This is a genomic window from Paenibacillus sp. HB172176, from assembly GCF_011947265.1.
Taxonomy (GTDB): Bacteria; Bacillota; Bacilli; order Paenibacillales; family Paenibacillaceae; genus Pristimantibacillus.
This window is the reverse complement of record NZ_JAATHD010000034.1, coordinates 23,268-39,644: the sequence shown is the minus strand read 5'-3', so window position 1 is coordinate 39,644 and position 16,377 is coordinate 23,268. Positions and strand designations below refer to the sequence as shown.

Here is a 16,377-nt window from a genome sequence, read left to right as displayed (position 1 = left end):
AACCCCGAAGGGGATATATCAGCCTTTGACTGAGCCAATGACCAAGCCTTTCACGAAATACTTCTGCAAATAGGGATAGAGGAAGACGATCGGCCCGATGGTCACGATCGCGGTAGCCATCTTGACGGATTCCGAAGGAAGCGTCATATCGCTTGTGCCGGCCAGCATTGTCATCTCGTTCAGCATGCTGATCTCCGATTGCAGTTGCAGCAGCATAAATGGGAGCGGATACAAATCCTTGCTGTCAATCAGCATGATCGCATTCCACCAATTGTTCCAATAATCCAGCCCGTAGAAGAGTGCAATCGTCGCCAGAACCGGCAAACAAAGAGGAAGATAGATTCGGAACGCAATCGTGATGTCGTTCGCCCCGTCAATCGTCGCAGACTCTCTTAGGGAATCGGGTACGCCATTCATGAAGTTTCGTACCAGAAAAAGGTTGAATGGGCTAAACAGCAGCGATGGAATAATCAATGCCAGAATGTTGTCGGTCAAACCAAGCGAACGGTTCATCAAATACCAAGGCACTATCCCCGCGGAAAAAATCATGGTGATGAAAAAATAGAGCGCCAGCATATTGCGATATTTCACATTTTTGTTCGCCAGCGTATAGCCGGCCATGGTCGTCACCAAGACCGCCAGGAGCGTGCCGGTGACCGTGACGAAGATAGAAATGCTGTAGCTCTGCATGACCTGGGAACCGCCCGTAAAGATCAGTTTATAGGCGTACAAGGATAATTTCTCGGGAAAAAGACTATAGCCGTTCTTAAGCACGGCATCCTCATCTGTGATCGAAACCATCAGCACCAGCAGCATCGGAAGAAGGCAAATCGCTGAATAAATCGTGATCAACGTATACAGAACCGTCTTGCTTATAGAAAAACTCTTCATGACTATTCCTCCTGAATTATGGCTTCGACAGGTTGTTACTGAAGCGGATTCTTAATACAAAGCGCCGTCTTTAAAAAATTTGCGGGTAATCGCGTTCGTGCCAAAGACGAGAATGAACCCTACGACGGACTGAAAGAGTCCGACAGCCATCGACTCGGAAGGATCGCCGATCTGACGCAAAGAGCGGAATACATACGTATCGATGATGTCTGTCGTCGAATACAAAGTGCCGTTGTCGCCGATCAAGGCGTAGATCATACCGAAATCACCATACATAATTTTGCCGATTGAGAGCAACGTCAGAATGATGACCGTAGGCATCATGAGAGGAAGGGTAATGCGCATGCACATCTGCCATCGGTTCGCCCCATCGATTTCAGCCGCTTCATACAAGGTTTCGTCAATTCCGGTAATGGTAGCCAGATAAATGACAGCACTCATCCCCGCTCCCTTCCATACATGCATAACAGTGAGGATTGCGGGCCACACCTCCGGCTCCGTGTACCAGTTGACTGAGGCGATTCCAAGCTGATTCAGCATTTGATTGACAATTCCCATATCCATGGAGAAGAAAGCATACAACACATAACTGACTACAATCCAAGAAATGAAATGCGGGAACAGCATCACCGATTGACTAACCTTAACAAAGAGCTTCTTGCGCAGCTCGTTCAAGACAAGCGCTATCACAAGAGCCATCAACGTGCCAAAAACAATAAAAAGCAAGTTCAGGAAGATGGTGTTAAAGGTAATGGTTACGGCCTTGTAAGAGCGAAAGAAAAATTCGAAATTTTCCAAACCCACCCATTCACTGTCGAATATCCCCTTCGTATAATTGAATCGTTGAAAAGCAATAACCATATACGGATAGGTCATATATCCGAAAATAAACGTATACATCATCGCCGGAAGAACCAACAGGTAACTCGTTCCATTCTTGCGGACATCAGAAAACATGCTGAATGCCAATCGCTGTTTCTTATTCAATCCCTTATCCTCCTGCAAGTTTTTTGTGAGCTTTGCTTTAACTCTAAATCAGCGGATGGGCAAAGCCAATTTTAAATACCCGATTTCGCTTTCACAATTCGAATAATGGGCTTTCAAATATCCGAAATGACTTTCATTTTTAAAGAATGAAGTATCTTTTTAACCGCCTTTATTTTATATTGAATAAATTATACTAGCAGTCACGGAGGAATCCTCATGCGAATTACCATGAACCGGCTTGTTCGATATAAGGCATTCCAGAAACTTGCCATTTCCTATTTTTTGCTTATCCTTCTAACGGTCAGTCTGCTGTCCACCTATCTCTTTTATTTTTTCTCAAAGAGTGCCGTCCAAGAAGCGGATCGTAATTCCAAAGCTATGTTATCCCAAATTAGTTATGCGTCCGATGTCGTCTATAACCAGGCCATGACAATTGGCAATTCCCTGCTTAACCTGCCGGAGATTACTTCCTTCCTGAATGATAGCGAAGAGGATAAAACGAAGAATTACCATGTCTTTCGGCAGCTGTCCCAGATTCAAAGCGCCTATCCGTACATACACAGTATTGGAATCTATCGGCCGTCGACGAAAACGGTAGTCGATACGGCCGGGCTGCCATTTGACTCTTCGCTCTACGCGATAAGCGCTGAGCAATATATGGAATTTTATCCACGGAGCCTTGTCGTCCCTAACCGGAATAATGGTGCACCGCTGCAGTTCCTTACTTTTCTGCTGTATCCCGACTATTCAATGCTCACTACGAGCAACCCGCTTATCTACATTAATATTGAAGAGCAGTCCATTCTTACGACGATTCGCAATATTGGAAAAGCGGAGTCCGCCAACAACATATTCGTCATCAACAAGGAAGGCAAAGTGCTTTCACATACCGATTCAAATCGTTTCCTGGATGATTTGTCCGACACCCCGTATGTGCAGCAAATTTTGAGTCAGGATGAGCTGAGGAACAGCTTTACGGCAACGATTCATACTAAGAAGCATTTGATTACCTATGTGAAGTCCGAGGAAATGGATTGGTATTTTGTAAGCGTTACCCCTTATTCCAGTCTCATCTCCAACATTGATCATCTACGGAATGTTACCCTGCTAGTGACGGGAGGGATCGTGCTGATCGGCCTGCTTGTTTCCATCTTTCTGAGCAAAAGCCTATATAGACCGCTCTCCACATTGTTTGAGAAGATCATACAGAACTCAGCCGCTGTTAAATCGTCGTTCATTGATGAATATCAGGTTATGGCTGACATGTTCGCCTCGTTGGAGGAAAGGGAAAAGTCCATGCAATTCGTAATCAACCGCTCCTCCAGAACGATTCGGGAGCATTATCTGCATTCGCTGCTCAGAAGTCATTCCCTCAATACCTCTGTACCCGGCGAGCTCATTCAAGACATTGATGCGGAGCTTTCAGGACCTTATTTCTGCGTAATCGTGTTCAAAATTAATGATTTAGAGCCAACAAGAGGGGGAACGGAAGGCGGACAAAAGTCGCTGCTGCGCTTTGCGCTGGGCAATATTGCCACGGAGATGCTGGAGCCTCTCGGGGTATGCGATTATCTGATAACAGGGGAGCATGAAGCGGTGGCCATCTGCCAATATGCGTCAAGCGAACGGCCTGTTGAGTTAATGCCAGCCTTGCGCAACGTGCAAAGCTTTCTTAAACGATATTTCAAGCTTACCCTTTCTATCGGAGTGGGAGACATAAGCTATGGCAGAAAAACCATCTCGTCCTCCTATACCTCGGCACAGCAGTATGTCAAATATCGGTTTATTTATGGAAAAGAGTCCATTCTGGATTCCCAAACGACTCGTTCGCATATAATGACAACCCTTAGCTACCCGGCCGATTATGAGAAAAAGGCAATCGAAGCCGTTCAATCCTGCAAACCGGAAGCTATACGAGAGAATATCGAACAATTTATCGAGCATATTTCTTTCGGATCGGTCAATCAGGCGGTAACCTACAGCATTCAATTCATGCTCTCTCTGCTCAAGCATTTTGATTATTTGCGGCATCTGCCGGACTCTAATTTCGCTGAATATCTGGATGCGGTTTCGGATATCGAGGCTGCCGAGAATCTCGCAGAAATCAAAAATTTATTCCACAGCTATTGCGCCGATATCTGCAGCTTGATTGAGGAGAAAAACCATTGGATAAACGCGCAAAAGCACAATGTTGTTATTGATAAGGTGCAGAATTATATTCTGGAGCATTACGCCGAACCCAATTTATCCCTTGAGCTAGTATCCAACGTAGGCGGTCTGTCTCCAAGTTATCTCGGAAAGCTGTTCAAGGGATCGACAAAGCAATCGTTCAGTGAATATCTGAATCATATCCGGTTGGAAAAGGCCAGGGAGCTTCTGATTTCAACCAATGAGACTGCCGCCAAAATCAGCGAATCAGTCGGGATATACAATACGCCTTACTTCTCCACGCTGTTTAAGAAAAAGTACGGCCTGTCACCTTCGACCTATCGGGAGCGGGAAACCATGATGAAGAAGGAGATGATGGAGGATTGATTGAAGTCAGCTTCCATTCATAGCGGATGAGAGAACCCACGTACACCAAACAACGGCAGTCATGGACATAGCAACATCGCCCATGACTGCCGTTGTTATATGACACCCACTCACTCCTTCACCGACCCCAGAACAATGCCCTTCACGAAATATTTCTGCAGGAACGGGTAGACGAGCAGAATCGGCACCGTGCCGATGAATAATTGCGCGGCCTTGACGGTACGGTTGGAGATATTGGCCACATCCTGCGCGCTCATGCCGAGCTGCCTCAGATTGTTCGATACGACCATGGCGTGCAGGAAGGACGCGAGCGGGTAATTGTCCTTGCTGTTCATATAGATGACGCCGTCGAACCAGGAGTTCCAGTGGAACACCATGGCGAAGAGCGACAGCGTGGCGACGGCCGGCATGGAAATCGGGAAGAAGATACGCCACAGCACGGTGAAATGGCCCGCCCCATCGATGAGAGCCGCGTCCTCCAGCTCCTGCGGCAGCGAGCGGAAGAAATTCAGCATCAGAATCATGTTCCACACATTGACGGCGGTCGGCAGAATGAGCGCCCACAGCGTATCCATCAGGTGCAGCTCATTGATCAGAAAGTACGTCGGAATCAAACCGCCGTTGAACAGCATCGTGAACACGAAGAACCAGGTATACGTCGAGCGGCCGGGAAATTTCAGGGAGGTCTTGGACAGGCTGTAAGCCGCCATAATGACCAGAAGCATGGACACTCCCGTTCCCAGCACCGTTCTCTCGACGGCGATCCAGAGCGATCTCAGGAACGAATCGTTGCCGAGGGTCGTGGTATAGGCTTCCGATGTCCAACCGACCGGCCAGAAGTTGACGATATTAGCGGTGGCCGCCGCCCGCGAGCTGAAGGAGACGGCGAACATATGCAGAATCGGCAGGACGCACAGAACGGCCAGGACCGCCAAGGCGAAATAATTGAAAACCGTAAACACGGCATAGCTTGCGGATCGATTTCTCATGGTCGACTCTCACTCCTAAAATATCCGGTAATTGGCCAGCTTGTAAGCCATTCGGTAGCTCGCCACGATAAAGATAAGCCCGACCACCGACTTGAACAGGCCGACGGCAGTGCCAAAGCTGAATTCCCCCTTGGTGAGCCCCACTCTGTACACGAAGGTGTCGATGATATCCCCTTTGCTGTAGACGAGCGGATTGTACAGATTCAGAATCTGGTCGAAGCCGGCATCCAGAATGCGGCCCAGCGACAGCGTAGCGACAACAATAATGATCGGCAAAATGGAGGGCAGCGTCACATAGAGCACCTGCTTCCACTTGTTCGCACCGTCAATCTCGGCCGCTTCATACAGAGCGGGACTGATGCTCGTCAGCGCGGCCAGGAAGATAATCGCAGAGAAGCCGAATTCCTTCCACACATCGCTAATGATTAGCGTGAACCGGAACCAATCGCCGTCTCCGAGGAAGAAGATCGATTGTCCGCCAAACACGCGAATGAGCCGATTCACGATTCCGTCCGTGCTCAGAATATCGATCAGAATGCCGCCAAGCACGACCCAGGAGACGAAATGAGGCAGGTAAACCATGGTCTGAAATACCCGTTTCACTCCCATCATGCGAACCTCGTTCAGAAGCAGCGCGAACAGGAGAGGCACGATTAAGCCGGCAATCAGCTTCAGACAGGCGATAATGAGCGTATTCACGATAACCTGCTTGCTGTCGGGATAGGAGAACAGGAAACGGAAATGATCGAGCCCCACCCATTCGGAGTGGCTGATGCCTAGCCAAGGCTGATAGTCCTGGAAGGCCATCACCACGCCGAACATCGGAATATAATTGAAAATCAGGATAAACAGCGCGGCCGGAAGCAGCAGCGCATGAAACTGCCAAGTGTTCAACCAGTATCTCTTCATTCGCTACACCATCCATGTTGTAGAAGGAGGGGGCGGCTTCAGCCAGCGCTGAATTGCCGTCCCCCTCCCTTCACGAATTATTTGTTATTCTTATACCATTCGTTGACTTCCGCCGTAATCTTCTCGCCGCCGTTCTTATTCCATTCCTTGACGAATTGATCGAAATAATCCAGCGGCTTCTCGCCGTAAATGATCTGCAGATACGTTTCGGTCGCCAGCTTCTGCAGGAACTCGCCGTTCTTCTTCATCGTTGGTGTGGCAGCCCCTGTAAACAGGTTCGGAACCTCGTATTCCCGCTGCTTCACGTTGATGCCCGCGCCCTGGAGCTGCGCGCTGTTCAGCGACTTCACCGACACCTCGATCGGCGTCGCGGCCTCTGCGTCGGGATTCGCGACGAACTTCTCGATCGCTTCCGTGTTCATATAAGGCACCTGCGGGGTGTTGGTGCCGAAGAGCGGACTGACCATCCAGCGCATATCGATATTGTTGCCGTCCGGCAGCGGCCACTTGTCCTCCGGCACTCCCGCTTCCTTGTAATTCCCGGTATAGACCTTGCCGTTATAGGTGACATAATCATAGCCCTCGTGGAAGCCGTCCTTGAACCGCGGGTCATAATACGGATCATCCGGTCCGGCCGCTTTGGCCAAAATTTTGTTATAGTAGGCGAACCAGGCTTCGATATTGTCAAAATCCTTGCGGAACACCAAGCCGCCTCCGTAAAGCGTCTTCTGCGCGAGCCGCACCTCGCCGTCCGGACCTGCTGGCAGCGGATAAGGTTCCCAATCGGCATTCGGATCGATCTTCTCCGTATCGGAGAGCGGCCATGCGCCCATCCAGTACGGGCCGAACATCAGTCCCGCCTTGCCGGAAGCCGCCAGCTCGGCGGACTTGCTCGGATCCTTGACGCCCGCTTCGCTGTCGATATATCCCTTGCTCATCCAGTCGCGCATCGTCTCCAAGTACTTCTTGGCATCCGGGTGTACGGCGCCATACACCAGATTGCCGTTCTCATCTTCGTTCCAGTACGATTTGATATCATAGGTGTTGATCATATGCTCGGTATAAGCGCCGAAAATCGCGTCCGACTGTCCCATCCAGGTCCAAGGACCTTCCTTCAGCGGCACGGCCCAGCCTACCTCGTCATCCTGGCCGTTGCCGTTCGGATCTTCCTCGGAGAACGCTTTCATGACAGTCTCCAGTTCATCCAGCGTCGTAGGCGCCTCCAGCGACAATTTGTCCAGCCAATCCTTGCGGAGCCACATCACGGTGCCCTCGTCTCCCATGAAGAACCGGGGAATACCATAAATTTTGCCGTCTCGCGACAATTCGCCAAGTACATACGGGTACTTCTCGAAGACCGCCTTGAGCGTCGGCGAAGCGTACTTGTCGATGGCGTCGTTGATTGGCATCAGCTTGCCTGCCGTAATCAGATTTTGCAGCACATCGCCATCCGCATAGAAGGTATCCGGAAGCTTGACGTTCGTCGCCAGAGCGAGCTGCAGCTTTGTTTGGTAATCCTCCGGCTTGCCCACCGTCCACTCGTACTTGGTTATGATTCCGAGATTCTCCTCCATCCACTCCGAGTGAATGTTGTCTTCGAGCGTCTCGCCTTGCTTGAAGGCATTCGGACGATCCTCGTCGATAAGCGCCGTCGTGATCGTCACCGGCGGATCATACTTGAAATCCCACAGCGGCTTGTCTCCGTTGTCCTTGTTGTCCCCTATGTTCTCTACAGCCGTATTCGTATTCTTCGTCACACTTGGCGCTTTCGTCGCATTGGTGTTTCCGTTCGTGTTGTTCGAGCAACCGGCCAACGCTGATGCCACGACCAAGATGCTGATCGTTAATGCCGTTAATCCCTTCCGCGCTTTCACCCGCATTCGCTAATCTCTCCTTCAAATAGAGTGTTCTTTCTTACTTCCATTTTAAAGAACAGAGGAGCCGCCGGGATATAGAAGCTTCTCATCCTGATAGAAGAAATCGAGTCGTTTATGAAGAGAGGTCGTATCTTCGTAATTGTGATATTCGCAGCAGGCGGCAATGACAGTATTGGTATTGATGTATTGTGTATAGACGTGTTGGTGGGTTGGTGGTAGTGGCAGTTAGGAGTAGATGGTGGTGGAAGTTAGAGTAGGAGGAGCGATGGTTGTGAGAGCATTTTTGGAATTGGAGCAACTGCAACTGCAAATCGAAAATCCCTGTGGAGGTACGTCGTCTGGACGAATATAGGTCATTTCGGCAAATTACTGCAGATATACAGGAATGAGGCTCAGAACTGGCTGACTTTTCGACTCGATACAGAAATTGATGGATTTTTGCAGTAATCCTCTTAATATGCGCCCTCGTTTAAGAAATTGATGGATTTTTGCATCTTTCCACATGGAAGAACGGCCTTTTCAAGTAGATAAGTCCAATGAGCCCTTGTCTGTAAGCTTGCATTCGCAGAAATACCAGAAATACCTGCCATCTCCTCCGCAGCATGCGAATATGCTCGACTTGGTGAGTTGTAGGGGGACATTACGGCCATTCTTTCGCCTGCGCAGACACGCTAGTCATCCTACCTGCCGTCTACCTAACTACCAGTTGCCTATCTGTTACCTGCCTACTCTTGCCAATACGAATATACGCATGCCTATCTATCAACTTACGCCTGCCTACCAACTTACGACACCCTATTAGTCTACCGCCCACGACTGCCTACCTACTCGTCTGTCATCCCCCACCTGCCTGTCTCTTACTTGCCGCCGCGCAGCCCTCTTTCCCGGTATTCCTGCGGGGTCAGGCGGTAATACTCTTTGAACTTCTTGATGAACCAGTTCGTATTCGGATAGCCGACACGCTCGCCCACCTGATAGATCTTGGCGTCGGTCGCCTTCAGCAGCTCCGCCGCCTTCTGAATGCGCTGCTGATAGATATATTGCGATAACGAGAGGTGCATCGTCTGCTTGAACACCTTGGAGAGATGATTGGGATGAACGTAGACATGATCGGCCAACTGCGCAAGCGACAGGTCCTGACCGAGATGACTTTGAATATAATGGCGCGTCTGCGCAATGATACACTCGCTCGACTCCTGACCTTGATCCGCATAGTTGTCTTCCAGACGCTTAACGACGCCGATGGCCCAAGACTCCAATTGCGCCACATGAAGTATCGGCTTGCCTCTGAAGTAGCTCGATTGCTCCGTGTTCAACAATTGGCTTATCGACTTGCCGTATTGATGGGCGAAGTACAAGAACGCATTCGACAGATGGAAGAAGAGGTCGCTTATCGCAAGTCCCGTCTTCTCCGCATACAGCAAAGCCATCAGCGCGCGAACCTTCTCCTTCGCTTCCTCCCATTGCTCAGACTCGAGCAAGTGCGTGAGCATCGGCGGCTCATAGAGAAGCGCCGCGGCGTTCGCACGATTCCTTTGCTCTATCTTTCCGACGGATGGTCTCTCTTGAAGGTGAAGCTTCCCCTGCGCATAGCCTCGGCTCATCTCATGAGGGAACAAGCACGGTTCCGCAACGGCCGCCGTCACCTCCACCTTCAGCCAGCGTCTGGCTTCTTCCTTCAACCGACCCAGCCTTTGCGCCAGCCACTCCAAATCCGGCGGCGCGCCCGACGCCTCGTAAGCTGCGGCAACCAGATGCCCGTCCTCCTCTTCGGCCGTCCACCACACATCATAGCGTTCCCGCAGCAGCTCCTCGAGAATATTGGCCGTGGCGAATTGCATCAGCGAATGTGAGAACAGATCGCGGCTCGCCGCATCGCCAAGGCCAATCAGACAGAGAGCCACATGGCCGCCCGATTGAATATCGATGCCATAATCCATCAGCTTCTCCGTCCAATTGCCGCCGATGGACACGCCCCTCAGGCATTCCGCGAGCAGCTTCGATTTGAGCTGAACCACATTCTCCCGATACACCGCATGCATGCGCCTCGCCTCGCGGCCCGCCTCAATCTGACGAACAACCCTGTGCATCGCCTCGAACAATTGCTCATCCTTAACAGGCTTTAGCAAGTAGCCAATCGCCTGCAGCTCCACCGCTTTGCGGGCGAAGTCGAATTCGGCATAGCCCGTTAACAAGAGGCATTCGATATCGGGCTTCCTTCTCTTCGATTCCTCGATGAGCTCGAGTCCCGATGTCTTCGGCATGCGGATATCCGTCAGCAGAATGTCGATATCCTGATCGAGCAGCTCCAAGGCCTGCGACGCGCTGTAAGCCTTGAATACCTTCTTGATGCCGAATTGCGCCCAAGACACCGTCTCCGCAAGACTGTCCGTATAATGCTTCTCATCATCCACGATTAATAAGTTGTACATCGGATTCCCTTCTCTCCCTTCGATTCCAGCCTAATGTCACGCGCAAGCCCCCCAGTGCGGATTCGTCAAAGATTAAGGATGTGCCGTCTCCAAAATAATGCATCATGCGCTGATAGACGTTCCACAGGCCGCAGCCGGAATAATCATCCGCCGGTATCGACAACTCTTGCTGCAGCCGCAGCATTGCGGCCTTCGACATGCCTTCCCCGTTATCCTCGATCATGACCTCTACACGATTCTCCGTATCTTGGACTCGTATGGAGATTTTGCCGGGATGATCCACACTCTCGAGGCCATGAACCAACGCATTCTCCACAATCGGCTGAATCAGGAACCGGGGGATATGCACTTCATCCGGCTTTTGGCCCGAATCAACGATGTATTCAAGCGTATCCATGCGAAGGCGGTGAATCTCGAGATAATGCTGAACGAACGCCAGTTCTGCACTCAGCGATACAACTTGATTGTCCATTCGCGTGGAATACCGATAATAATCAGCCAGGTGATGAGCCATATCAATCGTAGCTTGATGCTTGCCCAGTCTGGTCATATTAATCATGAAGCCCAGGCAATTGTAAAGGAAGTGGGGATGAATTTGCGCTTGCAACTGCTTCAAGGTGGCATCTCGCGCCTGAATCCGCGAACGCAGCTCATTCTCGATCAAGTTCTGAATCTGTTCGGTCATCTCGTTGAATGATTCCGTCAGGAACTGAAACTCATTCTGCTTGCTTGGGATCAAGCGATACGAGAAGTCGCCGCTTTTGATGCGTTTGACCCCCCGAATCAGATGCAGCACGGGAATCTGCACGCTTCGAAACAAAATGGAAGCCGCCGCTATCCCCGTCATCAGAATGAGTGCGGAAATAACGCCGAACCAGACTCGTTGCCGGACGATCGGTTGTATGATTCGATCCAAGGGGAAATAGTCGACCAAGTAAGCGCCAAGCAAATCAGACTTATAATAGCTGATAAGATAGGAGTTGCCTGCCCATTCCCGGATAAGATGGCCCGACTTGCCCCGTTCGGAAACCGTTTTCAATTCTTCGCCTACCCAAGCGATGCCTTCCGTATTCGCCGTTCGGCTCTCGATAATGGATTGTCCCGAACGATACAAGAATGGATCACCTACATTCCCTTCCTTGTAGGTGTCCAGCAGCTTCTCGAAATCCTTCTGATAAATCTCGATTGAGAGGACGGATACCGCCGTCTCAGGGTCGTGTACATCTTCACCCGCGTACATGAAATACCTGGCAAAGCCAAGTCCCATATTCGGATAGCTGCCATACTGCCAACTCAATGAAAAATGACTCTTCAGCCATTCTCGGTCGTAGGCATATTTCGTGTCCGACGTGATCGCTTCTCCCTTCCTGGGCAAATAGATCGTCACGTTGTTATGCAAGTTGCTGGAGATGCTGGCCAGAGCAAGCTTCTCCTGCAGCATAGAGACCGTTTTGAGCATTGTATAGCCGCTCAAGCTGAAGTCATGCTCGTACTCCAGCAGATTCGTATCGATCAGCAAGGGAGAGGCGACCAGCTCGAACTTCTCAAGACTGTTCTCGAGCTGAATCATGAAAGTGCCCATCTTGTTCAGATTGGCTTTAATCAATTCATCTTGAATAACACGAAGGCTTTGCTGCGTGGCGTAATAATAGAGTCCCATGATCGGCATAAGCAGCACGGCGATCATAATCAGGATTTTCTGAAACACATTTAACTTTAACTTGGCGAGCCCAATACGCCTCATTCCGCAATCGCTCCCCTATGGTCCAAGTGTGCCCATATTATATATCAGAAGCGATTCGCGGGATATAGAAGCTTTCGAATTTCATAGAAGGATTTATGCGAAACGAAGATTCATAACATCATCTTCATAAACCGTCCTTTCTACGCATCCAATAAAGACTAACCAGATTCTCGAGTCATATGCCTTAAGACATCCTATATTGACGGAGTACATTGACCAAAGAAGGATATATGTCGACAAACGATTAAATACAAGAGTTTTTATACTTAATTTTGTCATTTCATTTACTTTTGTGTCGGAAGCCTATAAAATAGCACTAGTAAAATATAACCATAAATTAGAAAGGAGATTTGTATGAAGAAAAAGATGATAGCCAGCTGCATGGCCGCGCTCCTGTTAGGCAGTACCGCAAGCTATGTCAGCGCCGACGAGCTCACCGCTCAGGAGAAGTTCAACGCATTGAAGGCCAAGGGGATCTTCTCGGGGATTGGCGATGAGTCCATGGGGCTCGATCAGAACATGACTCGAGCGCAATTCGCCCGCGTTGCCGGACTGCTCGACGGTCTGGATGTAGACGCCACGCCAAGCACGCAGACCTTCCGCGACGTCGCGCCAGGCAACTGGGCTTACGAGGAAGTCGAAGCTGCCGCGAATGCCGGTCTTATCGTAGGCAATGGGGACGGCACCTTTAATCCCAGTGGAGACATCTCGGTCGAACAAATGTCTACTGTATTGGTCAGAGTATTACGTATTGAAACCGATGACTCTGCGAAAGTAGATGGAGCCAGCGATTGGGCGCAGAAATACGTTAAAGCGGCCATTAATGCTGGATTAATTTCCAATGGTGACGATTTCACTACGCCCGTCGTTCAGGAGCAAGTGCAGTCCTCGGCTCTGAACACCGTCGTTGTAGAAGATCAAATCGGGGATTTACAGCAAGAGAACAAAGAGAAAATCGGCAGTGTCCTCGCCCTGGGAGTCATGTCCGCGAAGGATCAGAAATTCAACCCTGACGAATACTTGACCCGCGAAGAATTGATCGAAATGACGAACGCGATCTTGGGCGAGGATAATGATTCGTCCAGCGAGATCCCTGAAAATCCGACCTTTGGGGATATTCTTCGCAGCATGCTGCACGCTACGGGCTATCCTATGGACGAGCTGACGGAAGAAAATCTGGTTTCGCTTGCAATTGAAGTCGGCATCCTGGACGAAGACGATGTCATCATCAAAATTCAGCCGTTAAACGCGCCGTTGAAGCGGACTTACGCTGCCGGTATTTCATCGGACACCATCTTTGAGGCCAAGACCGTCACGGTTGAAGACGACAAAGTGATCCTTCACGAGGACAAGAAGGTCGTTGATAACATGACGCTTCCTAAAACGCCGATTCAAGTAAAGCTGGACGATATGGAGGATGTTCCTTTCTATACCTCTCTTAGTGATATTAATAAGACTATCGCTGATATCGTCAAGCAACAGCAGCCCGTTTACAGCTACACGGATACAACGGTTCCGACAATCACCTATGCCTCCATTAACCTGAAGCCTGTTAGCATCAATCTTGGCAAGACGGGGACAATTACTTTCGATGTGAACGACGGCAATCTTACCGAAGGAACGATCGAAGTAAGTGAGAATTCAGTGCTGACCGTAACCGCGTTCGAAGGCGTTGATCTCACCAACTTCTCGTCCTCCTATCTTACTCAGCAGTTGTATGCTTCGCAAAGCAACTCGCTGAACATTATCGACTTGCTGGCTCAACTGGATTCTGATCATACAAGCGGCGTCTCCCTGAGTGGCTTGGCGAATCATGATTTGAATGATGACGGCATCCTCATTGAAGGCACGTTAAAGGATGGCGCGGGAAATACACAAAACATCTCCATCCGCATTAACATTACATTAGCGCCATAATTCAGCTTTATTGCTGCCGCTCGGTTCCTTACCTGGAATCGAGCGGTTTTTTCGTATGCGCCTACGCTACGGTTACAATAATGGGCTGCTCCTTGGTAATGATGATCGTATGCTCATGCTGCGCCGCATAGCTATTGTCCGGTGCGCGTAACGTCCACCCATCCCGCTGCTCAACGGCATAGCCGGCTCCTGTCGACAGGAACGGTTCGATCGTAATGACCATGCCTTCTTTCAGCTTGCGTTTGTCATGCTTGTTATAGAAAGGAAGAATCTCGGTCGGAGTCTCGTGCAGGGCTCTGCCAATGCCATGACTGCAAAGATTCTTAATGACATGATAGCCGCCCCTCTCCGCCTCGGCTTCAATGATCCGTCCAATTTCATTCAACTTCACGCCATGCTTCAGCGAAGAGATGACCTTCATCATCACATCATGCGTATAATCGCAGAGACGCGCCAAGGCAGTGCTGTATGGGGGAATAACAAAGGAATGTCCCGAATCCGCAAAATAACCTCCAAGCTCGGCCGACACATCGATGTTGATTAAATCGCCCGCCTGTATCCTTCGCCCTCCAGGTATGCCATGAGCGATTTCATGGTTAATGCTGATGCAGGTGTTGCCAGGGAAATTATACGTCGATTTCGGAGCGGGCACGGCTCCATGCTGCTTCAGAAACCGTCCTCCGATATCATCCAATTCCTGAGTCGTCATGCCCACGCTTACTTGCTGCTTCATTTCACTAATCGTTAGCGCAATGATTCTGCCGATTTCCTTCAGTCCTTCAATATCCTTCTGAGATCCTATTGTCACAATGGCAGCCCTCCGATCTATAGATACAACTATCTTAGCACAGAAGAGACGCAATTCGCACAGACCTTGTTTTGTTTCGCTACAAATGTAGATCGACCCGACGGATGAAATCCTCCGCGAGCTCAAGCTGTTTCGAGGCAAACTGTTCTGCGTCAGGTGCAAAACCTCTATAACCAATTTTACATTGCTAATTTTTCCAAATCAGGTTATTTTGACAATGCGGATATTGAAGATGTATGCCTATATTGAAATGGAGGATGATGGTTATAACGATACAAATCGATTCGCTTATCCAAGCCTTAAGCCGATGCTTCGAGAAGGATATCCTCTCGGCCGACTGGCAGATGATGCCGTTACATGGGGGAACTGTAGGCAGTGTGCAGCTAGTAACAGGAATTGCCGAAGCTGCAGATGGCGAACAATTACCATACCAAATCGTGCTGAAAATTCAGAAGAAATGGAACCGTTTCGGCGATCCTGATTCATGGCGCCGGGAGTATGACCTTTATTCGTCAGACCTGGGAAGGACATTCTCGGATGCCTTCCGCTGGCCCCTATGCTACCACGCCGAGATCAATGCTGAAGAAAGTGAATGCCGGCTGTGGCTGGAATATATCGACGGCACAACCGGCTTAGACTTGACCCCCGACATGTATGAACTGGCCGCGCTGGAGTTAGGACGCTATCAAGGCAAGCTGTATGCGGAGCAGCCCGCTGTGCTGCAAAGCCTGACCAACCTGAGCCACGCGGATCTTATGAAGAATATCTATCTGCATTACCGGTCATGGCCCCTCGTCTACGATTATATACGTTCGAAGGACTGCGAATTCCCACCGCATGTGTGGCAAATGCTCATCAACATCGATGAGCACGCAGATGAGATATTTGCCCATATCGAAAAGCTGCCCCTCGTACTATGCCACCGTGATTTCTGGATCACCAACCTGATCTATGCCGATGGAAAATTCGCGGTCATCGACTGGGATACATCCGGATGGGGCCGCATGGGCGAGGATCTCGCTAGCCTGATTGCGGACGAGGCGGATGTCGATCATATGGTCGAATGCTACCAGCGATGCGTCCCCGCTTATTACAAGGGCTTTGCGGAATATGCGGATGTATCTCCTTTCGCCGATGATTGCGTCTACGAGATGATCCTCCTCGCATTCGGATACCGACTAGTGGAATGGTATCTCCACACAGAGGACGAAGTCGAGAAGAAGAAGCATGGGGATACGCTTCAGAAAATCTATGAAATGAAGAGCAGTCCTTCGCGAAGCTGAATCAA

11 protein-coding genes are annotated in these 16,377 nt (G+C 49.9%); 3 read left to right on the top strand and 8 right to left on the bottom strand.

What is annotated here, in order from left to right; all coding sequences use genetic code 11:
• Window positions 1–18 precede the first annotated feature (18 nt).
• Complete coding sequence (locus HFP08_RS26640; RefSeq protein ID WP_168123677.1) at window positions 19–891, bottom strand: carbohydrate ABC transporter permease; 873 nt, start codon at window positions 889–891, stop codon at window positions 19–21.
• A gap of 51 nt (window positions 892–942) precedes the next feature.
• Window positions 943–1,878 (bottom strand): ABC transporter permease, encoded by a 936-nt coding sequence (locus HFP08_RS26635; protein ID WP_346768770.1) that lies wholly within the window; start codon window positions 1,876–1,878, stop codon window positions 943–945.
• A gap of 216 nt (window positions 1,879–2,094) precedes the next feature.
• On the opposite strand from HFP08_RS26635, the gene HFP08_RS26630 reads away from it, so the two are divergent.
• Window positions 2,095–4,413: a helix-turn-helix domain-containing protein gene (locus tag HFP08_RS26630; protein ID WP_168123676.1), complete on the top strand. Its 2,319-nt coding sequence runs from the start codon at window positions 2,095–2,097 to the stop codon at window positions 4,411–4,413.
• Between the two features lie 110 nt (window positions 4,414–4,523).
• Here the strand turns inward: HFP08_RS26630 and HFP08_RS26625 are convergent, their stop codons facing one another.
• From HFP08_RS26625 to HFP08_RS26605, 5 genes are all read right to left on the bottom strand, one after another.
• Window positions 4,524–5,402 (bottom strand): carbohydrate ABC transporter permease, encoded by an 879-nt coding sequence (locus HFP08_RS26625; protein ID WP_168123675.1) that lies wholly within the window; start codon window positions 5,400–5,402, stop codon window positions 4,524–4,526.
• A gap of 15 nt (window positions 5,403–5,417) precedes the next feature.
• Window positions 5,418–6,311 (bottom strand): ABC transporter permease, encoded by an 894-nt coding sequence (locus HFP08_RS26620; RefSeq protein ID WP_168123674.1) that lies wholly within the window; start codon window positions 6,309–6,311, stop codon window positions 5,418–5,420.
• 77 nt (window positions 6,312–6,388) lie between these two features.
• Window positions 6,389–8,191: a type 2 periplasmic-binding domain-containing protein gene (locus HFP08_RS26615; RefSeq protein ID WP_168123673.1), complete on the bottom strand. Its 1,803-nt coding sequence runs from the start codon at window positions 8,189–8,191 to the stop codon at window positions 6,389–6,391.
• A gap of 854 nt (window positions 8,192–9,045) precedes the next feature.
• Window positions 9,046–10,620, bottom strand: a complete 1,575-nt coding sequence (locus tag HFP08_RS26610) for a response regulator transcription factor (RefSeq protein WP_168123672.1) — start codon at window positions 10,618–10,620, stop codon at window positions 9,046–9,048.
• Window positions 10,595–12,364, bottom strand: a complete 1,770-nt coding sequence (locus HFP08_RS26605; protein WP_168123671.1) for a sensor histidine kinase — start codon at window positions 12,362–12,364, stop codon at window positions 10,595–10,597. Before HFP08_RS26605 ends, HFP08_RS26610 begins: the two co-directional genes overlap by 26 nt.
• 354 nt (window positions 12,365–12,718) lie before the next feature.
• On the opposite strand from HFP08_RS26605, the gene HFP08_RS26600 reads away from it, so the two are divergent.
• Window positions 12,719–14,281, top strand: a complete 1,563-nt coding sequence (locus tag HFP08_RS26600) for an S-layer homology domain-containing protein (protein WP_168123670.1) — start codon at window positions 12,719–12,721, stop codon at window positions 14,279–14,281.
• 61 nt (window positions 14,282–14,342) lie between these two features.
• On the opposite strand, the gene map is transcribed toward HFP08_RS26600, so the two are convergent.
• Window positions 14,343–15,089: a type I methionyl aminopeptidase gene (gene map / locus HFP08_RS26595; RefSeq protein ID WP_168123669.1), complete on the bottom strand. Its 747-nt coding sequence runs from the start codon at window positions 15,087–15,089 to the stop codon at window positions 14,343–14,345.
• A gap of 257 nt (window positions 15,090–15,346) precedes the next feature.
• Between map and HFP08_RS26590 the strand changes: the two genes are divergently transcribed.
• Entirely contained in the window at window positions 15,347–16,372 is a 1,026-nt protein-coding gene (locus HFP08_RS26590) for an aminoglycoside phosphotransferase family protein (protein ID WP_481856624.1), read from the top strand.
• Window positions 16,373–16,377 lie beyond the last annotated feature (5 nt).